The organism is Hymenobacter nitidus (assembly GCF_020447315.1).
Lineage (GTDB): Bacteria > Bacteroidota > Bacteroidia > Cytophagales > Hymenobacteraceae > Hymenobacter > Hymenobacter nitidus.
In genome coordinates this window covers 50,996-70,745 of the sequence record NZ_JAJADQ010000009.1, presented here as the reverse complement: position 1 = coordinate 70,745, position 19,750 = coordinate 50,996, and the positions used below count along the sequence as shown (strand labels likewise).

The 19,750-nt window shown below is 60.1% G+C and carries 16 protein-coding genes; 6 read left to right on the top strand and 10 right to left on the bottom strand.

Annotated elements, in window-relative coordinates; genetic code table 11:
- Positions 1-119: 119 nt before the first annotated feature.
- The 5 genes from LGH70_RS16885 to LGH70_RS16865 all read right to left on the bottom strand — a co-directional run bounded on the left by LGH70_RS16885 (position 120) and on the right by LGH70_RS16865 (position 5,363).
- A complete protein-coding gene (locus LGH70_RS16885) occupies positions 120-911 on the bottom strand; it encodes an SDR family NAD(P)-dependent oxidoreductase (RefSeq protein WP_226187956.1) in 792 nt (263 codons plus the stop codon).
- 188 nt (positions 912-1,099) lie between these two features.
- Complete coding sequence (locus LGH70_RS16880; protein ID WP_226187953.1) at positions 1,100-2,209, bottom strand: S41 family peptidase; 1,110 nt, start codon at positions 2,207-2,209, stop codon at positions 1,100-1,102.
- 88 nt (positions 2,210-2,297) lie between these two features.
- Positions 2,298-2,861, bottom strand: a complete 564-nt coding sequence (locus LGH70_RS16875; protein WP_226187950.1) for a GNAT family N-acetyltransferase — start codon at positions 2,859-2,861, stop codon at positions 2,298-2,300.
- A gap of 27 nt (positions 2,862-2,888) precedes the next feature.
- Positions 2,889-3,839, bottom strand: coding sequence for a 1-phosphofructokinase family hexose kinase (locus LGH70_RS16870; RefSeq protein ID WP_226187947.1), 951 nt, complete (start codon positions 3,837-3,839; stop codon positions 2,889-2,891).
- Positions 3,840-4,076: 237 nt separating this feature from the next.
- Positions 4,077-5,363, bottom strand: coding sequence for a pectate lyase family protein (locus LGH70_RS16865; RefSeq protein WP_226187944.1), 1,287 nt, complete (start codon positions 5,361-5,363; stop codon positions 4,077-4,079).
- A 415-nt stretch (positions 5,364-5,778) separates the two neighbouring features.
- Here LGH70_RS16865 and LGH70_RS16860 point away from each other — a divergent pair, with 415 nt between their 5' ends.
- Genes LGH70_RS16860 through LGH70_RS16850 form a run of 3 tightly spaced genes read left to right on the top strand, consistent with a single transcriptional unit; the run spans position 5,779 to position 9,565 of the window.
- On the top strand, positions 5,779-6,306 hold the full coding sequence (locus tag LGH70_RS16860; protein ID WP_226187941.1) for a (2Fe-2S)-binding protein: 528 nt from the start codon (positions 5,779-5,781) through the stop codon (positions 6,304-6,306).
- Between the two features lie 5 nt (positions 6,307-6,311).
- On the top strand, positions 6,312-7,334 hold the full coding sequence (locus tag LGH70_RS16855) for an FAD binding domain-containing protein (protein ID WP_226187939.1): 1,023 nt from the start codon (positions 6,312-6,314) through the stop codon (positions 7,332-7,334).
- Positions 7,331-9,565: a xanthine dehydrogenase family protein molybdopterin-binding subunit gene (locus tag LGH70_RS16850; RefSeq protein WP_226187937.1), complete on the top strand. Its 2,235-nt coding sequence runs from the start codon at positions 7,331-7,333 to the stop codon at positions 9,563-9,565. The genes LGH70_RS16855 and LGH70_RS16850 overlap by 4 nt, the downstream gene beginning before the upstream one ends.
- Positions 9,566-9,739: 174 nt before the next feature.
- Here the strand turns inward: LGH70_RS16850 and LGH70_RS16845 are convergent, their stop codons facing one another.
- The gene (locus LGH70_RS16845; RefSeq protein WP_226187935.1) at positions 9,740-10,144 is read right to left on the bottom strand and encodes a hypothetical protein; all 405 of its coding nucleotides are present in this window, start codon (positions 10,142-10,144) and stop codon (positions 9,740-9,742) included.
- A gap of 401 nt (positions 10,145-10,545) precedes the next feature.
- On the opposite strand from LGH70_RS16845, the gene LGH70_RS16840 reads away from it, so the two are divergent.
- Together LGH70_RS16840 and LGH70_RS16835 are read left to right on the top strand one after the other, a co-directional pair.
- The gene (locus LGH70_RS16840) at positions 10,546-11,286 is read left to right on the top strand and encodes a DUF72 domain-containing protein (RefSeq protein WP_226187933.1); all 741 of its coding nucleotides are present in this window, start codon (positions 10,546-10,548) and stop codon (positions 11,284-11,286) included.
- A gap of 239 nt (positions 11,287-11,525) precedes the next feature.
- The gene (locus LGH70_RS16835) at positions 11,526-12,695 is read left to right on the top strand and encodes an extracellular catalytic domain type 1 short-chain-length polyhydroxyalkanoate depolymerase (protein WP_226187931.1); all 1,170 of its coding nucleotides are present in this window, start codon (positions 11,526-11,528) and stop codon (positions 12,693-12,695) included.
- A gap of 90 nt (positions 12,696-12,785) precedes the next feature.
- Here LGH70_RS16835 and LGH70_RS16830 read toward each other — a convergent pair whose 3' ends face one another.
- Complete coding sequence (locus tag LGH70_RS16830) at positions 12,786-13,073, bottom strand: YMGG-like glycine zipper-containing protein (protein ID WP_226187929.1); 288 nt, start codon at positions 13,071-13,073, stop codon at positions 12,786-12,788.
- Positions 13,074-13,202: 129 nt separating this feature from the next.
- Between LGH70_RS16830 and LGH70_RS16825 the strand changes: the two genes are divergently transcribed.
- A complete protein-coding gene (locus LGH70_RS16825) occupies positions 13,203-13,928 on the top strand; it encodes a DUF72 domain-containing protein (protein ID WP_226187926.1) in 726 nt (241 codons plus the stop codon).
- Positions 13,929-14,035: 107 nt separating this feature from the next.
- Here LGH70_RS16825 and LGH70_RS16820 read toward each other — a convergent pair whose 3' ends face one another.
- The 3 genes from LGH70_RS16820 to LGH70_RS16800 all read right to left on the bottom strand — a co-directional run bounded on the left by LGH70_RS16820 (position 14,036) and on the right by LGH70_RS16800 (position 19,671).
- Positions 14,036-16,507 carry an alpha/beta hydrolase family protein gene (locus LGH70_RS16820; RefSeq protein WP_226187924.1) on the bottom strand — a complete coding sequence of 824 codons (2,472 nt, stop codon included), beginning with the start codon at positions 16,505-16,507 and terminating at the stop codon, positions 14,036-14,038.
- Between the two features lie 298 nt (positions 16,508-16,805).
- On the bottom strand, positions 16,806-18,395 hold the full coding sequence (locus LGH70_RS23730; RefSeq protein ID WP_284438446.1) for an OmpA family protein: 1,590 nt from the start codon (positions 18,393-18,395) through the stop codon (positions 16,806-16,808).
- 565 nt (positions 18,396-18,960) lie between these two features.
- On the bottom strand, positions 18,961-19,671 hold the full coding sequence (locus LGH70_RS16800; protein WP_226187922.1) for a pirin family protein: 711 nt from the start codon (positions 19,669-19,671) through the stop codon (positions 18,961-18,963).
- Positions 19,672-19,750: the final 79 nt, after the last annotated feature.

Sequence of the window (19,750 nt, the reverse complement as noted above, 5' to 3'; positions counted from 1 at the left end):
GCGGCTCCGCCATTTTCAACCCGTGGAGAAAACGGTAATGGTACTATTAAAGGATACGCCTTCCTTCTGTCCGGATAGTCGCAGAGAAGGAAGGCGCAGGTACTGCCAATCGGCCGCGGCTACTTTTCGGCCGCGTGCAGCTGGGTGTTCATCAGCGTGGCCAGCATAGAGTCGGGCAGCACTAGGCTGGAGAAGAAGTTGACCTTGGCCCCGAGCGTGGGCAGGGAGCGGGCCGCACCGTCCATCAGGGCATCATAGCCTTCCTCGGCCACCTCACGGGCAGAAGCGGCGTGGGCGGCGGCCCGGGTGTTTTCGGCGTGGGCCGCCTTGAAGAAGTTGGTGTCGGTGGGCGGCGGGCAGAGAATCGTCATCGTCACGGCCGACTTCTGCTGCTTCAGCTCGTGCTGCACGGCCTCGGTGAAGCTGAGCACGAAGGCCTTGGTGGCGGCGTACACGGCCTGGCAGGGGCTGGGCGAGAAGGAGGCCACCGAGCCCACCTGCAGAATCCGGCCCGCGTTGCGCTCCACCATGTCGCGCAGGTACAGCTTGGTCAGGTGCACCAATGAGGCGGCATTCACCTGAATCATGTTCAGCTCGGTCTGAATGTCGGTGTCGGCGAAGTAGCCCGTTTCGCCGAAGCCCGCATCGTTGACCAGCACATCTACCTGCAGACCACGCCGGTCGGTTTCGGCATAAATCTGCTCGGCGGTTTCGGGCCGGCTCAAGTCGTAGGGCAGCAGCAGAATGTCGACGCCCCCGAACTCCTGGCGAATGAGGCGGGCCGCTTCCTGCAAATCTTCGGCGTGGCGCGCCACAAGCACCACCCGGTAGTCGTCGCGGGCAAAGCAGCGGGCCAGCTCGAAGCCAATGCCGCTGGAGGCTCCGGTTATCAAGGCAGTTTGGTCGTTCATAGCTAGTGGGGTTAGGGTGAATGTTTAAGATACTGATAAACAGACAAATTAACCCCGTAAAGGTGGCTTCGTGGCCCGGATAATTATGACCCGGCGCGCAGAAGCCCGCCTGCTAAGCAGCCGCGGCCAGTTCCCGCTGCCTGCCGCCGGTTCACAGCCCGCAGAATTTGTTGGCCGCCGGCCGCCAATCAGCGAATTACTGCCAAGGCCCTGGCCAGCACCGGGTCGTGGCGCTGGTCGAGGGCCTGGCGCGGATACGCTACCGGCAGGCGCACGGGCACGCCGCGGCCTTCCAGCAGCACCGAATCGGGACTGTAGTAGCGCTGGTGGGACAGGGTGAACGTGACCTTGCCCGACAGCTGAGCGGGGTACATATCCGAGAGCATACCGGCCGTGTTGTCGCCGATGGTCGTGACGTGGGGCTGGCGGTAGAGGGCCAGCACGAATTCCTCGGCCGAACTGGCCGTGCCGTCGTTGGTCAGGAGCACCACCGGCTGCTGGTAATTCAGGCCGGGGTTGGGGGTGAGATAGTAGGGAGCCAGGGGCGTAAACTGCTCGTAGCCGCCGGGGCGGCGCTCGGCCGTGAAGTGGGTGAGGTGGCGGCCCACGCTCAGGCGGCTGGCCATTTCCTTACCGCTGTGGCCGCCGCCGTTGCCGCGCAGATCCACAATCAGGGCGCGGCAGGCGCTTAGCTCGCGCAGGGCCGCATCGAACAAGCCCAGCAGGCGCTGCTGGTCCTGCTGCTCCTGGCGGGTGCTGCCCATCACTCCCGATAGCTCGGCAAAGCAGCGGCTCAGGCGCAGGTAGCCCACATTCCCACTCGATTTGCTCAGGTACAGCACCTGGAATTTGCCCACCTGCGACCCCAGGCCGCGCACCGGCTCAAAGCCCGCCGCCTGCAGGTTCTGGTAGGCCGTCTGCCAATACGTTTCCTGCACCTCCCGGAAGTCTGTTTTGTAGGAATGCCGCTGGCTGGTGCCCTTGTACAGGATTTTGTCGCCCCGGGCAATGGTAATGTGCCCGTCCCGCAGGGGCTCCACCATCCGGGCCAGCGTGGCCTGCAGCTCGGCAGGCGTGGTGCGCGCCGTAATAGTGGGGCGGAACGTGGCGTAGGTTTGCTCCCAGTCGACGTGGTGCAGGGCGAAGAAGGCGTAATGGTCTTTGTAGGTCTGCCAGAATTTCTCGAAGTCCTTTTCCGGCCGACTCAGGCGCGGCGGCACCAGCGTGCTGCCCGCGGTGATAAGGAATAGGAGGCCGAGTAGAAGGGGGGTAAGTAGCGGAATGCGCGGCAGCTTCATAGCGGAATAATCGGGGCCAACGGAATAGAGCGGCCGTAAGATTACCAAGAAATACCGGCCCGGCGCTGCCCCGGGGCAAATTTCCGGGCTACTGCCCGGGCTGTCGGGGCGCAGCTGCGTCCGGCGTGCGCCACTGGTCTTTTTCCAGCTGGTACACAAAATTGAGCTTGGGCGCTTCGCCGAAGTAGGCTATTTCCTCCTCGGCAATCTTTTCCGCGCCCAGGCGGCCAATGGCAATCTGGGAGCGGCGGTTGTCGGCCCCGATGTGGAAATAGACCCGCGAGACAAACTGGAAAATGTAGTCCAGCATCAGGCCCTTCACCATCGGGTTCAGGCCCCGGCCCCAGTAGCGCGTGGCGTAGAAGGTATAGCCGATCAGGATGCTTTCGTCCGCTGCGTCGTAGCCATAGAAGCGGGTGCTGCCGGCTACTTCGCCCGTGGCTTTGTCCAGGATTTTGAAGGCCCCGCCGCTTTGCAGAGCGCCCTCAAAAAACGTCCGAAACACGCCCGGCTGCCACCGGTCTTTGTTGGGGTGCTGCTCCCAGACTTTGGGGTCGGAGGCGGCCGCGTAGAGGGCATCAAAATCAGCTGCTTGCAGGGGTAGGAGCAGCACGTGCTGGTTTTCCAGCCGGGGTTGGAGGTCGAGGGGCATCAGGCGAAAGTAGCAAATAGGGCCCGACTAAGCCGCCGCGGCCGGCATCGACTGCAGCAGCCAGCGGTAGAGCTTGTCCACGTCTTCTTTGCGGAACAGCTCGGTGCCCGGGTTCATGGTGGCGGCCGTGCCGCAGGCCACACCCAAGCGTGCGGTTTCGCGCACCGAAAGCCCGGTCGAAAGGCCGTGCACGAGGCCCGCCACCATACTATCACCGGCACCCACGGTGCTGCGCTTTTTCACGGCCGGGGCCGCAATATGGTCTACCACGTCTTTGCTAACCACGCAGGCGCCCTGCGGCCCCAGCGACACCACCACGATTTCGCACTTGCCCTCCCGCACCAGCTTGTGAGCGGCCTCAGCCACGGCTTCGTTGTCAAGCTCTTCGACACCGGCCATCTTGCTTAGCTCGCCCGCGTTGGGCTTGGCCAGAAATACGCCTTCTTCCAGCACCTGGTGCAGGGCCGGGCCCGACGTGTCGGCTACTACCTTAATGCCCAGCTCCTTGGCGGCCCGCACAATTCGGACCAGAAACTCCGGCTCGACGCCCGGCGGCAGGCTGCCGCTGATTACCAGAAACTCGGGCGCGGTGGGCAGGTCGCGCAGTGTCGTCAGAATCTGCTGCTGCTCCTCGGCGGAAAGTGGGGTGCCGGGCATGCCGAAGCGGTATTGCTGGCCGGTGGAGGCATCTACCACAATAAAGTTTTCCCGGGTGCGGCTTACGGTTTCTACCGGCTGCTGCTGAATCTGCTCCTGGGCCAGCAGCTCGCGCAGCAGCGTGCCGCTGGGGCCACCCACCGGAAACACGGCCACCGACTCGGTGCCCAGCCGCTTCAGGGCCCGGGACACGTTGATGCCACCGCCGCCGGGCTCAAACTTGGGGGCGGCGCACCGCAGCTTCTGGTCGGGTACAATCTGGTCGGCCGTGGTGCTCTTGTCGACGGTCGGATTCAGGGTGAGGGTAACAATGGAGTACATGGCGAGTCGGAGAAGCGAAATAAGTGCCGGTAGCGGCGCAATGGATTTTCACTGTGTACTGCCAGGCTGCGCGTTGGTTGCGCCCCCACCCGGCCAGCTACCAGGAGCGCTGAGTTTCCTGGCGGCACTTGCCGCTCAGGCGCGGAGCTGCTCATGGCCGGTGGCTGCGCCTCTAAACAGCAACGGCCGGCACGTGCAGTACCGGCCGTTGCAGAGCTGAAAATCCGAAGTTATAATTTACTGCACCACCAGCTTCTGCGAGTAGGAGCCTTTCTCGGTGGTAACGACGTAGAAATACAGGCCCGGCGTGAGGCTGGCGTTGCGGTAGTCGAAGCGGTGGGTGCCGGCGCCCAGCACCTGGCCGGGGGTAGTCACGGCGGCTACCTTCTGGCCGGCCAGGGTAAACAGCTCGATTCCCACCCGGCTCGGGCCCGCCAAGGTCAGGGCAAAGGTAGCGGCGCCCTGAAACGGATTCGGAAACACCTCAAACTGGCCCTTTTCCGCCTTCTTGAGGGAAGTAACGCTGCCCAGCTTGCCCACGCCGGCCCCGGCCAGCACCACGGTGGGCACGTCGGCGGCCGTATTTAGCACGCCCGAGTAGGAGTAGGGAATGGCCAGGGTGCAGGCGCCCAGCTGATACGTGTCGCTGGAGTACTGGAACGGGCTGTTCACGAGCATATTCCCCGTGATGTCGCCGTAGCCCACCACGCTGCTGTAGGCCGACACGTAGGGATTTTTGGTGTTCAGGAAGTAGTTGTTCTCAATCTTGACGCAGGCCCCGACGCGCGAGTTGATGGCCGTTGAGGCAATGTCCTTGTAGTAGTTGTTGAACACGTGGCCCGTGCCCCCGCGGAACAGCGGCAGACGGGAGTTGATGTTCTCGAACCGGTTGTGGTGGTAGGTTACCTTGCGGTTGTAGGTGTCGGTTTCGGTGAAGCCGCTCAGGCTGGCCTTCCAGGCGTCGTGCAGGTAGTTCCAGGAGAAGGTCACGTACTCGGCATCGTCCTTAATGTCGAGCAGGCCGTCGTAGTCGTCCACGCCCACGCCCTGGTGCTGGTTGTACAGCTCACAGTGGTCCACCCAGACGTGGTTGGCCGGCCCCTCGATGCCGATGCAGTCTTTGGGGCCCAGCTGCACGTGGTGCACCTTGATGTTCTGAATGATGATGTTGGTGGCCCGCCGCACGTACAGCCCGATGCCGTTAAACTCCCCGCTGGTGCCCACACCGATAATGGAGATGTTATTGCGGTCCTTGATTTCGATTTTATCGTAGGTCGCGGGCGTGTTGGCCGGCGTAATAACCCCGTTGATATAAATCGTGAGCGGCGCGTTACTCCGGTTGCCCACAATGGCCGCCATCAGGGCCGTGCCGGTACTCACGGTAACCGAAGTGCCGCCCGCCCCGCCGGTGATGCCGGTGGTTTGCGTCACGAAGCCGATGGGGCCGAAGGGTGCTGTTTGCCCAAAGGCAGCCGGGGCAACACTGCCCAGGGCGAGCAGCGCGGTGAGTAAGGATTTTTTCATAAGCTAAACGTGGGAATTGAATGGCGGGTGCGTAGGGTGCCTTGAGCAGCAACGGCTTACTGCCGGCGCTGCGTTTCTCAAGGTCGGGCTTAGAGGCCCCGTTTAGGGGAATAGCAGAATATATATTCATGCAAACGTTGCCGGGAACGTTGTCGGCAGTGGCCGTCGGCGGTTTCGGCCTGTTGCTCAGCAGTATTGTAGAGGCGGCCCGGAAGGATCGGGTTTAAACTATAATCAGTATAAATAAGACAAAAACCACGAAAAGTAGTTCGGCGCCCCCAACACTGCCTCCGCTCCGGGCGTAAGCAGAATAGAGTTCAGCTTGCCCGGTTGCCAGAAGCAGGCGCTTTCCGGCTGCCACCCAGCAAACCTCTCGTGCCGCTCTATTCTTTCACCCTCTTTATCCGTGCTGTTTATGAGTACTACCACAACCCAAGCCTCCTTGGGCCATCCGGCTATTGCCCCGCCGCCCGCCCTGGGCACCGTCACGCTGAAGATCAACGGCGTGGAGCGGCAGCTGGAAATTGCCCCCTGGACTACCCTGCTCGACGCTCTGCGCGAATACCTCGACCTGACCGGCACCAAGAAAGGCTGCGACCATGGCCAGTGCGGCGCCTGCACCGTGCTCGTCGATGGCAAGCGCATCAATTCCTGCCTGACGCTGGCCGTGATGAAGGAAGGGGCCGACATCACGACCATCGAAGGCCTGGGCACCGAAACCAACCTGCATCCGCTGCAGCAGGCCTTCGTCGACCACGACGCCTTCCAATGCGGCTACTGCACGCCCGGCCAGATCTGCTCGGCCGTGGGCATGCTCACCGAGGGCAAGGCCAAAACCACGGCCGAAATCCGGGAAATGATGAGCGGCAACCTCTGCCGCTGCGGGGCCTACACCAACATTGTGTCGGCCATTGAAGAAGTGCTGAACCAGCCTAAAGCCTAATCCGGATGAATAGCTTTACCTACACCCGCGCTACGGCCGTTGAGGCTGCCGTGCGCGAAAAAGCGGCCGACGACGGCGTCAAGTTTATTGCCGGCGGCACCAACCTGCTGGATTTGATCAAGGAAAACGTCGAGCGGCCCACGCGGCTGGTCGACCTGAACCACCTGCCGCTGACGGCCATCGAAGCGGCCCCCGACGGCGGTCTGCGCCTGGGCGCTTTGGCTACCAACGCCGACACGGCCTGGCACGAGCAGGTGCAAAAGCGCTACCCCTTGCTAAACCAGGCTATTCTGGCCGGCGCCTCGCCCCAGCTGCGCAACATGGCTACCAACGGCGGCAACCTGTTTCAGCGCACCCGCTGCTACTACTTCTACGACACGGCCACGCCCTGCAACAAGCGGGAGCCTGGCTCGGGCTGCTCGGCCATTGGCGGCTACAACCGGATTCACGCCATTCTGGGCACTTCCGACAGCTGCATTGCCACCCACCCCTCGGATATGTGCATTGCGTTGGCGGCCCTGAATGCCACGCTTCAGGTAACCGGCAAAAACGGCGAGCGGACGGTTAAGTTCGAGGATTTCCACCGCCTGCCCGGCAACCAGCCAGAGCTGGATAATACCCTGGCACCCGACGAAGTCGTGACGGCCATCGACCTGCCCAACGAGGACTTCAGCCGGCATTTCAGCTACCTCAAGCTGCGCGACCGGCAATCCTACGCTTTTGCGCTGGTATCGGTGGCGGCGGCTCTGCAGCTGGACGGCAACACCATCAAGGATGCCCGCCTGGCCTTGGGTGGCGTGGCCCACAAGCCCTGGCGCGACCAGCAGGCCGAAGACCTGCTCAAGGGCCAGCCCGCCACGGAAGAAACCTTCCGCCGGGCCGCTGCCGCGGTAGTCGAAAATGCCCAGGGCTACGGCCACAACACGTTTAAGATTGAGCTAGCCAAGCGCGCCATCGTGCGGGCCCTCAAGCAGGCCGCCGAAGGCACTCAGCATGCTGCCGACATCTTTACCAACTCGAATCCATGAGCATGACCAACCATATCGGCAAGCCCCTCAACCGCGTTGATGGTCCGGCCAAAGTAACGGGCGGCGCCAAGTACGCCGCCGAATTCAACGTACCCAATCTGGCCTACGGGGTGGCCGTGAGCAGCTCCATTGCCAAAGGCAGAATCAGGAAGATTCACGCCGACGAAATTCTGGCAATTCCGGGCGTACTGCAGGTTTTCTCCCACGAAAACGTGCCTTCCCTGGCCTGGTTCGACCGTAGCTACAAGGATGACGTGGCCCCCGGTGGCTCACCGTTCCGGCCGTTGCAAGGGGCAGAGGTGAAGTACAGCATGCAGCCGGTGGCTCTGGTCGTGGCCGAAACGTTCGAGCTGGCCCGCTACGCCTCAGGCCTGCTCCGCATCGACTACGACGTAGAAAAGCACGACACCGACCTGGAAACCAAGCGCGACGACGGCTTCGAGCCCGGCCGGGGCAAAACCGGCTGGGTGCCCCCGCCCAAGCCCCGCGGCAACCCCGACAAGGAGCTGAGAAACGCCACTCACCGTGTGGAAGCCGAGTACATCCACCTGGCCCAGCACCACAACCCGATGGAAATGTTCGCTTCCACGGTGGAATTTCTCGGCGACAAAAAGCTGACGGTGTACGACAAAACGCAGGGTGCCTTCAACTCCCAGCAGTACATCATGAAGGTGTTTGGGCTGAACAAGGATGAAGCCCACGTCATTTCGAAGTTTACCGGCGGCGGCTTTGGTTCGGGCTTGCGGCCCCAATACCAGCTGTTTATGGCCGTGCTGGCGGCTTTGGAGCTGAAACGCTCGGTGCGCGTGTCGCTCACGCGCCAGCAGATGTTCAGTATGGGCCACCGCCCGCACACGCTGCAGTACGTGGAGCTGGGTACCAACCCCGACGGTTCCCTGGCCGCCCTGCACCACCACGCCCTGCACGAGACCTCGCAGTATGAGGACTACACCGAAAACGTGGTGAACTGGTCGGGCATGCTCTACCAGTGCGACAACGTGAAGCTGACCTACCAGCTGGCCAAAATCGACGTGGCCACGCCCCAGGATATGCGCGCGCCCGGTGCCGCCACGGGCTCGTTTGCCCTGGAGTGCGCCATGGACGAAATGGCCTACGCCGCCGGTATCGACCCGCTGGAGTTCCGCCTGCGCAACTACGCCGAGCGTGACCAGAACGCTAACAAGGACTTTTCGAGCAAGAAGCTGCGCGAGTGCTACCACGAAGGCGCCGCCAAGTTCGGCTGGGACAAACGCACCGCCGAGCCCGGCTCCATGCGCGACGGCGACCTGCTGGTGGGCTGGGGCGTGGCTACCGGCGTCTGGGATGCCAGCATTCAGAAGTGCGCGGCCAAAGCCACCCTTACCGCCGACGGCCACCTGACGGTGCTCAGCGGCTCCAACGACATCGGCACCGGCACCTACACCATTATGACGCAGATTGCGGCCGAAACCCTGGGCTTGCCCATGGCGGCTGTTACCTTCCAGCTCGGCGACACTACCATGCCTGAAGCTCCGCTACAGGGCGGATCCTGGACGGCGGCCTCGGTGGGCAACGCCGTGAAGCAGGTGTGTGACAAGCTGGGCGAGCAGCTACTCAAGCTGGCCCAGAAAATGGAAGGCCAGCCCCTAAAAGGTGCCAGCTACGAGGACGTGCAGTTCGTCAACGGCCAGATTCGGCTGAACAGCGACATCACGCAGGCCGTGGTTATCCGCGACATTCTGGCCGCCAACGGCGAGGAAAAGCTGGAGGCCGAAAACACGATGATGCCCAACCCCGTCAACCAGCTCAAAAACTCCCTGCACGCCCACAACGCCGTGTTTGTGGAGGTGAAAATAGACCCCGAGCTAGGCACGCTGCGCGTCACGCGGGTGGTAAATGCCGTAGCCGCCGGCCGCATTCTGAACCCCAAAACGGCCCGCAGCCAAGTGCTGGGCTCGGTAGTGTGGGGCATCAGCATGGCCCTGATGGAGGAAAGTGTGATGGACCACGGCTTCGGCCGCTACATAAACCACAACTACTCCGAGTACCACATTCCCGTCAGCGCCGACATCCACGACATCGACGTGATTTTTGTGGAGGAGGAAGACGATAAGGTGAATCCGCTGGGCATTAAAGGCATCGGCGAAGTGGGCCTATTGGGCGTAGCTGCCGCCGTGGCCAACGCCGCCTACCACGCCACTGGCAAGCGCATCCGCAACCTACCGGTTTCGATTGAGAAGCTGATGCTATAGGTAGCTGAAGTCAAAACCAAAACGCCCCGGAACCTGAGTGGTTTCGGGGCGTTTTGTTTACTCTATGTTGTGCATAGCTTTGAGAACTTTTATGTCTTCTTGGTCCTTAATTCTATTAACAGCCTGTTTGCCTCGAATAAGATCAGTCAAAGAAATAACATAAATATCGAAGCCTTATACTGTCGAAACTACCTTGCTTCGGAAGGCGTCGGCAAATCTACCAACGCCTAAAATCTCTGGCAGAAAATCTAGGGTGAAGTCTGGGAAACTATGCTGGAAGAACGACTTCTTGGGATTAGGGACCTGCTCACTTCTAAATTTGGAAACGTTCACACCAATTTCTTCTAATGCATCTAAAAGTAAGTAGTGGTTGGCATATGATGAATTGTACCAAAAATCGAAGTCATATTTATCAGAAATAGCCCCTGAGTAAACTATAGTCATTCGGGAGTACCCATAAATTCCTACTGCTGTTCCTCCAACTATCAGGTACTCTACTTTGTGCTTGGCAAGTATTCGGCAGATGTTTAGTAATTGCAACTCTGCCGAGTTATTAAGGGGTTGGGCGCGTTCGTTCATTCTCGGTTTTAATGGATTTTCTTATCCGTGTTAAAAAAGCATCAATTTTTTCCACCGCTTGAGGAGAGACGGGCGGGGTGCTAGGCAGCACATTGCTAGCCTTTTTGAGCTTGGAGAAAGATGAATAGCGTTTCATACTATGTAATTAGGCCGTTGGACTATATGCCCAAAACTACATCTGGGTTTACTGAGCTGGCAGCGAGGCCAGGAATTTCAAACTAATCTAACGACAGGTTAACAGACTGGGCGGTTCCCGAGTTGAGGTGCTATTGCAGCACGTGAGTTTGTTTGATAACTGTCATTCACCAAATAGGCACAACTATGCGTCTCTATTTCATTTGAGTAGGGCGGCAAAAGCCGAAGAAAGCCCGTAGAAGCCCTTTCCACCCCAGATTCCCGCTATGCCCGCTACCTACATCGGCTGCTCCGGCTTCTCCTTCCGCGACTGGAAGGGTGTGTTTTATCCGCCCGACGTGCCGCCGCGCAAGTGGTTTGCGTACTACTGCACCCACTTCAACACCCTGGAGCTGAACGTGACCTTCTACCGCATGCCGGAGCTGAGCTTCTTCGAGAAGCTCTACCAGCAAAGTCCGCCCGAATTTCGCTTTGCCGTGAAGGCCCCGCGGCAGGTGACGCATTACAAGAAGTTCAACGCCGAGGCCGAGCCGATTCTGGCTGAGTTCTATGCCACCATCCGGGAGGGGCTGCAGGACAAGCTTGGGCCGGTTTTGTTCCAGCTGCCGCCCAAAGCCGCGTATACCGAGGAGCTGCTTCAGCGCCTGGTCGATAACCTGGACCCCAGCTTCGAAAACGTGGTGGAGTTTCGGCACCCGAGCTGGTGGGAAGGGGAGGTGTTTCAGAAGCTGAGCCGCCACCGGATTTCCTTCGTAAGCCAGAGCCATCCGCTGCCGTTGCCCGATGAGGCCGTGGCTACTACCAACCTGCTGTATTACCGCTTCCACGGCGTGCCAGAGCTGTATAAGTCGGAGTACAGCCAAGAGTTTTTGCAGCGTATTGCCGAGGAAATTGCCGTGATTCCCAACCTGAAGCAGGTGTATCTGTATTTCAATAACGGCATCGGCGGCGTGGGTGTCGGCGACGCTAAGAAGATGCAACAGCTCATGGTCGGGGAGCAAACGTAGAGTAAACTTCAATGCCCGCTTCGGCTGTCATCCTTGATCTGACGTCCGCTTTGCGAAGAACCTTGTCACGCTGGCACGGGTCGTTGTTACGGCAGTCGTTCTTATCCTATAAGGTCCTTCGCTCTGCGCACGCCAGATCAAGGATGACAGACGAAGAAAAGAAGCTTTATTACGTTGGGCCGCACCACTATAATCTGTTATTACCTCTTTGCCTCATTCACGCTAACCCTACCTCCGCTATGAAAACGTTACTCCGCTTAGGCACAGTAGCCGCCCTGCTGGCGGGCTTTGCGGCCCCCGCTCAGGCCCAAACCACCGTGACGGGCACCATCGTCAGCGGCGGCGTCACGCGGGAGTACCGGCTCTATGTGCCGGCCGCTTACTCGCCTGCCAAGGCCGTGCCGCTGCTTTTTAATCTGCACGGCTACGGCTCCAACAACCTGGAGCAGGAGCTCTACGGCGACTTCCGGCCCATTGCCGACACGGCCAACTTCCTCATTGTGCACCCGAACGGCACTATCGACGGAACCGGTAGCCGCTTCTGGAACACCTTCGTGGCCCCCGGCTCGGGTGTCGATGATGTGGCCTTTCTCGCCGAGCTGCTCACCAATCTGCAAAGCCGCTATAGCATCGACCCCGACCGGGTGTATAGCACCGGCATGAGCAACGGCGGCTTTATGAGCTACGAGCTGGCCTGCAAACTCAGCAGCCGCGTCACGGCCGTGGCCTCCGTCACGGGCAGCATGGTGCAAAGCCGCCTGAATGCCTGCACGCCCCAGCACCCAGTGCCCGTCATGGAAATCCACGGCACCGCCGACGGTACCGTGCCCTACAACGGCAACATCCTGTTCGTGCCCATCCCTGCCGTGGTCGACTACTGGGTGCGCTTCAATGGCTGCGCGCCCACGCCCGCCGTCACGGCTGTGCCCAACACCAACACCACCGACGGCAGCACGGCCGAGCGCTACGTATACAGCGGGGGCCGTAATGGCAGCGTAGTCGAGCACTACAAAATCATCGACGGGGGCCACACCTGGCCGGGCGCGCCGGTCAACATCGGCGTTACCAACCGCGACATCAGCGCCAGCCGGGAAGTGTGGCGCTTTCTGCGGCGCTACCGGCTCAGTCAGCTCAGCACCCCACTATCCACCACCGCCCAATCAGCGGCGGCCAACATCAGCGTATACCCTAATCCGGTGGCTGATATCGTGACGGTGCGGGCCGGCGGTACGCTACTTCCCGAGCAGGTTTTCGTGGCTGATGCCCTGGGCAAAGCAGTGCCGGTGCGAGCGGTGCGGGTCGCTGATGGCGCCGTGCAGCTTTCCACCAGCGGCTGGCGCAGCGGCATGTATCTGCTGCGGGTCGAAAGCAACGGCACCAGTAGCTTCCAGAAGCTGATAAAGCCATAAGGCGCTAGATTTGAGGCACAGAAAAGGCCCCGGATAATATTATCCGGGGCCTTTTTATTGGCTGTCGTAGCAGCAAGCTAAGTTAGCAGATTAGTCTTTGCGCGAATACTCGGCGTGACGCACGGGGTCTTTCTTCTTGTCTTTCTTACGCCCAATCAGACCGCCGGCAGCTGCGCCGGCCGCGCCTCCGATGATGGCGCCTTTAGTACCACCCACTACGGCGCCCGTTACGACACCCGCACCGCCGCCAATGGCTGCCCCTTTAGCTTTCTTGCTCCAGCCTTTTTTGGGAGCATCCTGGGCCTGGGCCGTGTTGGCGGTAGTGCCGAGCATGAAGAAGGCCAGCAGCATGACAACATATATCTTGAACGTTTTCATGACGTTTGAATTTAGAGGTGATGAAATAGAACTATGAGTCTAAAACGAAGCTCGGCTAGACAAGGTTATGGTTGACTGCCAGGAAATAAACTGCGTATAGCCGGGGCACCATCTTGCCACCATTTGCCCATGAATTCCTGGTTTATTGGCTGCTCAGGGTTTCACTACCGGCACTGGCGCGGCTCCTTTTACCCCGAAAAGCTGCCCCAGCGCCGCTGGTTTGAATTCTACAGCCAGCACTTCAATACTCTGGAGCTGAACGTGACCTTCTACCGGTTTCCCCAGCTTTCCTTCGTCGAAAACTGGTACAGCATCAGCCCCGCCGGGTTCGTCTTCTCGGTGAAGGCGCCGCGCCTGATTACGCACTACAAGCAGTTTCACGACTGCGCCCAGCTACTGGCCGATTTCTACGGCACCATGCAGGAGGGGCTGCGCGAAAAGCTCGGCCCGGTGCTCTTTCAGCTGCCCCCGCGCCTGGCCTACTCCCAGGAGCGGCTGCAGCGCATCGTCGAGAGCCTCGACCCGGCTTTTGCCAACGTGCTGGAGTTTCGGCACCCGAGCTGGTGGGAAGGCCCCGTGTTTCAGGAGCTAGCCCGCCGCAACATCAGCTTCTGCGGCCAGAGCCACCCGGCTCTTCCCACCGATGTTATTGCCAATGCTCCGGTGCTCTATTACCGCCTGCACGGCGTGCCCGAGCTGTATAAGTCACCGTACTCGGAGCCGGAGCTGGTGCAGCTGGCTGAGCGAATAAAGCAGGAGTCTGGGGTAAAGCAGGCCTATATCTACTTCAACAACGACATTGACACCTCCGCCATCCGCAACGCCCAGCAGTTGCGCGCCATTGTCGGAGTATGAGCTCGGTTTAGGGTCGTCTCGGGAAGGCTTTGCTGAGCTACTATACAATTAAAGAGGCCCCAACCTGCACAGGTTGGGGCCTCTTTAATTGGGTTGAGCATCGTTAATCAGTTACCCTCGGTCTTGGCGCCTACCGCGCTTTGGTCGGGAGTGGCGGGAGCGGCAGGAGCAGCAGCGGCGGGCTGCTTCACGTACTTGTCCAGCCAGCTGTTCATTTCCCAGAGCGTGTGCATCACCGATTCGCGGGCGGCGTAGCCGTGGGCCTCAAAGGGCAGCACCACGTAGCGCACCGTGGCGCCGTGGCCCTTCAGGGCGTTATAGAAACGCTCACTCTGCAGCGGGAAAGTGCCCGAATTGTTGTCGGCCTCCCCGTGAATCAGCAGCAGCGGCGTCTTGATTTTGTCGGCGTAAGTGAAGGGCGACATGTTATTGTACACCTCCGGCGCTTCCCAGTAAGTGCGCTCCTCGGCCTGGAAGCCAAAGGGCGTCAGGGTGCGGTTGTAGGCGCCGCTGCGGGCAATACCGGCCTTAAATAGGTCGGTGTGGGCCAGCAGGTTGGCCGTCATGAAGGCCCCATAGGAGTGGCCCATTACCGCCACCCGCTTCCGGTCGACGACACCCAGTCGGGCTCCCTCGTCGATGGCCGCTTTGGCGCTGGCCGTAAGCTGCTCCACGTAGGTATCGTTGGGTTCTTTCGTGCCTTCGCCCACAATTGGAATGCTGGTGGCCTGCAGCACGGCGTAGCCCTGCGTCACCCAGTAAATGGGGGAACCCCAGCTTAGGCGCGTGAAGGCGTAGGGTGAGCCTTTCACCTGGCCGGCATTGGCCTTGTTCTTGAACTCGACGGGGTAGGCTTCCATCAGCGTGGGCAGCGGGCCGTCTTCCTTTTTGTAGCCGTAGGGCAGGTACAGGTTGGCCGTCAGGTCCACGCCATCGGCGCGCTTATACTTGAGCACCTGCTTGGTTAGGTTGCCCACGGCCGCGTAGGGGTTGGTAAACTTGGTCAGTGGGGTCAGCTTGGCGCTTTTTACCTCGCGCAGGTAGTAGTTGGGCGCCTCCTGCTGCGACTCGCGCCGGGTAAGAAGCTGGCGCTTGTTCAGGTCCAGAATGGTGACGGGTACCTCGTAGAAAGGAGCCTCGGAGCGCCACCAGCGGGTGCTTTTCTTGGATGCTACGTCCAGCTCATCCACGAAGGGCCGGTCGCCCTCTGCCGACGCGCCAGTACCGATGAAGTACAGGGTTTCGCCCTTGGCATCGGTGGCCAGTACCTCGTTGCCCGTGATGTTGCGCACGGTGTAGGGCGCGCCCGGCGCCGTGTAGGTATCCTGCGACGAGCGGTCGAACAGCACCGCGGGCGGCGTTTTGGCCGTTGGATTCAGCGTCCAGGTCATCTCCTTGCGGTCGGCCCAGCGGTAGCCTTCCACCAGCGCCAGGTTGGCATTACCCCAGACAACGTCGCGGAAGCGCAAAGGCAGCGAAGCAAACTCCTGGGGCTCGTTCTCGAAGGGTGCGGCCAGCGTGAAGATTTTGTCGCGCACGGTGGCCTGGGTTTTGGGGTCGCCGCCGTCCTGGGCTTCTACCCAATAGAGGGTCGAGGGCACGTCGGCGCGCCAGCCGTGGCTGCGCTGGCCGGTAGCCACCGCGTCGAAGCTGCTGGGCACGTTGTCAGCCAGGGGCAGATCGGCCACGGTTTTCACCAGCAGGCCTTCCATGCTCATGATGTCGACCTGGAGTGGGAAGTCGGTGTAGGGCAGCGTGTAGGAAAAGGGCCGGTGGCGCGTCTTGATCAGGGCGTAGCGGCCGTTGGGCGAGGGCGTCGCCTGCTGCACCACCCCGGGCTGGCCCAGGGGCTGCATACGGCCCGTCACGGTTACTTTCACGACCTGAGCCGTGGCATAAAACTCGAACAGCTTCTCGTCGGTCGGGTTTTTCAGCAGGTCCTGATAGGTGCGGGCCGGGGCTTTGCGGCCGATGTTTTCCTGCACCGTGGGGCCCATGGGCACCGGGCTCAGAATGGGCGTTTCGCCGCGGCCCCCCACGATGGCGCGGGCCAGCAGCGTCTGGCTATCCGACACCCACTCGTAGGATTTGCCGAAGACGCTGTTCAGAAACAGGTTGGGCATCAGGCGGGCCGAGGCCGAAGCCACGTCCAGCAGCCACAGCTCCACGTGTCGGTCGGAGGTGTGGGTGAAGGCCACCTTCGTGTTGTCCGGCGACCATGTTACTTCGCTGATGCGGGCTTTGGCGGGCAGGCCCTGCACCAGCAGCTCTTTGCCGTCGGGCAGGTGCTTGAGCCGAAGCTTGGTGATGTAGTTTACCCGGCTCGGTCCGTTCGTCCTGGGGTTGATGCGCAAGCCCCCAATCCGCAACTCCGGCTGCGACAGATCCGCAATGCTGGGCATGTCCTGATTGTCGAGCAGCAACATCCACTGGCCATTCGACGACACGCTCACCCGCGGGGTGCTGGGCGCATCGGCCAGAGCTACAATGGATTTAGGCGGTGTCTGGTACATCAGGTCTTGCGCCGAGCTGGTCAGACTACAAAACAGGAGCGTACTGAAAAAGTATAATACTTTCATAGAGAACTAAAAGTGGGCCTCAGAGAGCAAACGGAAAAAGCTGTGTAAGATACGACAAGACAAGCTGCTAGCCGAGCCGGTTCTGGCGCAAAAACAAAATTAAGCATTTTCGGAAGCTGGATTTTACCAATTCAAAAAATTAGTGGGCAGAAGTCTCGAATAGCGAAAAGTGCAATTCTAATCTGTCTCACTTACCGTGTGGCAGGCTGCGGCAAGGACAAAAAAAATGGCCAGCTACGGGAGCTGGCCATTTTCAGGAGGTATTTACGCTGCCCGCAGGCAGGTACCGCAGGGCTTACTAGCGGCGCGGAGCAGCTTTGCGTACCGGCGCTTTTTTCACCGGAGCCTTTTTCACGGGCGCAGCCTTCACGGGTGCGGCGGGAATTTCGGGAGCCGGGCCATACTTCGTTTCGGCAGGGTTCGGGTCACCGGGCAGGTACACGTCGAACTCTACGCGGCGGTTGATGGCGCGGCCGGACTCCTTGGCATTGTCGGCAATCGGCTTGGTTTCGCCGTAGCCATGCGACACGATACGGTCGGCGGCAATGCCTTTGCTGAGCATGTAGGTGCGGGCCGAGGCGGCGCGGGCATCCGACAGACGCAGGTTGTAGGCATCATCCCCTTTGTTATCGGCGTGGGCCGAGATACCCAGCGAGTAGTCGGGGTAGTCGTTCAGGATCTGCACCAGGCCATTCAGGGTCGGGAACGAAATCGGCTTCAGCGTAGCCTTGTCGAATTCGAACTGGATGTACTTAGTGGCTTCCTGCAGACGCTTTTTCTCTTCCACCTTCATTTCTGGGCAGCCTTTGTTCGAGGCTGGGCCGGGGCGGTTGGGGCAGCGGTCCAGATAGTCCGGCACACCGTCGCCGTCTTTATCCAAGGGGCAGCCGGTTGCATCTACTGCTACGCCAGCTGGCGTGTTGGGGCACTTGTCGCTCAGGTCAGTTACGCCGTCGTTGTCAGCATCTGGGCAGCCTTTCAGCTCCGCCTTGCCGGGCACGTCGGGGCAGGCGTCGTCGCCGTCGCGCACACCATCACCGTCACGGTCGGGGCAGCCTTCCAGCGCGGCCAGGCCTTTTTCGGTGGGGCACTTATCCTGGTAATCCGGCACACCGTCGCCGTCGCCATCCAGTGGGCAGCCATTGGCATCCACGGCTACACCCGTGGGGGTGCCGGGGCATTTGTCTTTTTTGTCGCTTACGCCGTCACCATCGGTATCAATGGTTTTGCCGAAGTTGAAGGTCAGGCCCGCAGTGTGCTGCAGGTACCGGTCGTTGATGTTGCCTTTCAGCGTAATGCCATCAATCTGGTCGGTCAGGATGTAGTGCTGACCGGTTTGCACGAAGGCCGATACGCTCGACGAGAAGTTCAGGCGGATACCAGCGGCACCGTGAATATCGAAGGCGTACAGGTCGCGGTTGTCGGGGGCACCACCGTTTACTTTAAACCGGTCGGTGCTGGCGAAGAAAAGGCCGGGGGCCAGGCTCAGGTAAGGGGCGAAGAAGGCGTCTTCCTTCAGGGCCCAGCCGTTGTTGAGCTTCAGCGTAACGGGAATGCCAATGTTGACCACATTGGCCCGGAAGCCGCTGAAGGCCTGCGCGCGGTTTTTAGGAGGAGTGGCCGAGTAAGCCATTTCACCATAGCTCAGGTCCAGGCCCAGGTCGATGCCCGGATTGATGTAGCGGCCGAGCTTGAAGCCCGCGCCGAACTCAATCTTGTCATTTTTGAACCATTCGGAACCATGGTCGCCGTGGTACTGCAGCGTGGAACCGTAGAGGCTAAGGCCGGTTTTTTTTTCGGCGTTCTGGCTGAATCCGTCGTGCGGAGCGGCAGCCAGTAGCGTTAGCCCCAGCACCAAGGCTTTGGGGGAGTTTAGGTGTAGTCTCATATGATAGAACAGAGGTTGGAAAGCACAAATGCTCTCTATGGTGGTGTGGCTATATACCTGAGGCCGCCAGATAAGGTTGTTGTTGCTCCTTATATCTGTTCTGAGTTCTATCCTAATCTGTTGGCCGCGAAGCTATTCCCCGGGCGAGCTTCCATAGTGTTGAGCTTGTTGAGTTCCGAATGCCGGCTGTAGTTTCGAGCGGCTTGCGGATAGCCCGGTGCAGGGCTCTGGATGAGTTAATTAACTGATATATAATATATTGTATTCGTGCTTTTTCCGGTAAGGAACTGCTATGAGCTGCCGGCGCCCGCATAGAGCGTTGCGGCCCAGCTCGCCAGCGTCTACCTTCCAACGACTCTAAAAAGTGGTGCGTCGGGTATTAACTTTTTTGCGCGGTTTATCCGAAAGTGGTGGTACGGCCGGGCTGCCTTTGAAAAAGCCAAAGCCTCTTCGCTACCCCGGCAACGCGGTGGCAAAGAGGCTTAAATGTAGTACGCGGTTAGACTTCGCCGCCGCGCAATTCCCGCCGACCAGTAACTAATGGCCACTGAGCGTGGGCAGAACGCTAGTGGTTGATGGGCGCTTCGATGATAATAAACCGGCTTTCCGTAGTGCACTCCACGGTAACCAGGGCTTCCTCCCACAGTCCGATACTGTCGCGCCGGCCGAGCTGCTGCCCGTTCACCGTCAGGCTGCCCTCCGTTACGAAGATGAACACGCACTTATTCAGTGGGTTCAGGCGGTATTCTACTGTCTGTCCGGCTTCGAAGTAACCCAACGACAGCCGCGCGTTCTGATTAATCCAGACGTGGGCCGTGCCTTCCTCGTTCGAGACGATGGTGGTGAGCTGGTTTTTGCGCTTTTCGGCCGGGAAGCTACGTTTCTGGTAGCGCGGCGTCACGTTCTGCAGCTTGGGCTCAATCCAGATCTGCAGGAAGTTCACCTCGTCGTCGCCGATGTTGTGCTCCTCGTGGCGCAGGCCGCTGCCAGCACTCATAATCTGCACCGAATCGGTGGCGACTTCCTCGCGGTAGCCCATCGAGTCGATGTGGTTCATGCGGCCGGCCAGCATCACCGAAATGATTTCCATGTTGGCGTGAGCGTGCAATCCAAAACCGTTGCCGGGCTTCACGAAGTCGTCGTTGAACACGCGCAGCAGGCCGAAGCCCGTCCGCTCGGGGTTGTAATAGGAACTGAAGCTCAGCGAGAAATTGCTTTGCAGCCAGCCAATATCCTTCAGGCCCCGCTCGTGGGCTCGGGTGATGCGGTAGTTCATGTTTTATGGTTTTTACTTGTTGGTTGCCAGTTGTTAGGACTGGTTATACGGCTTAGTTGTTCGTTGCCCGTTGTTAGGT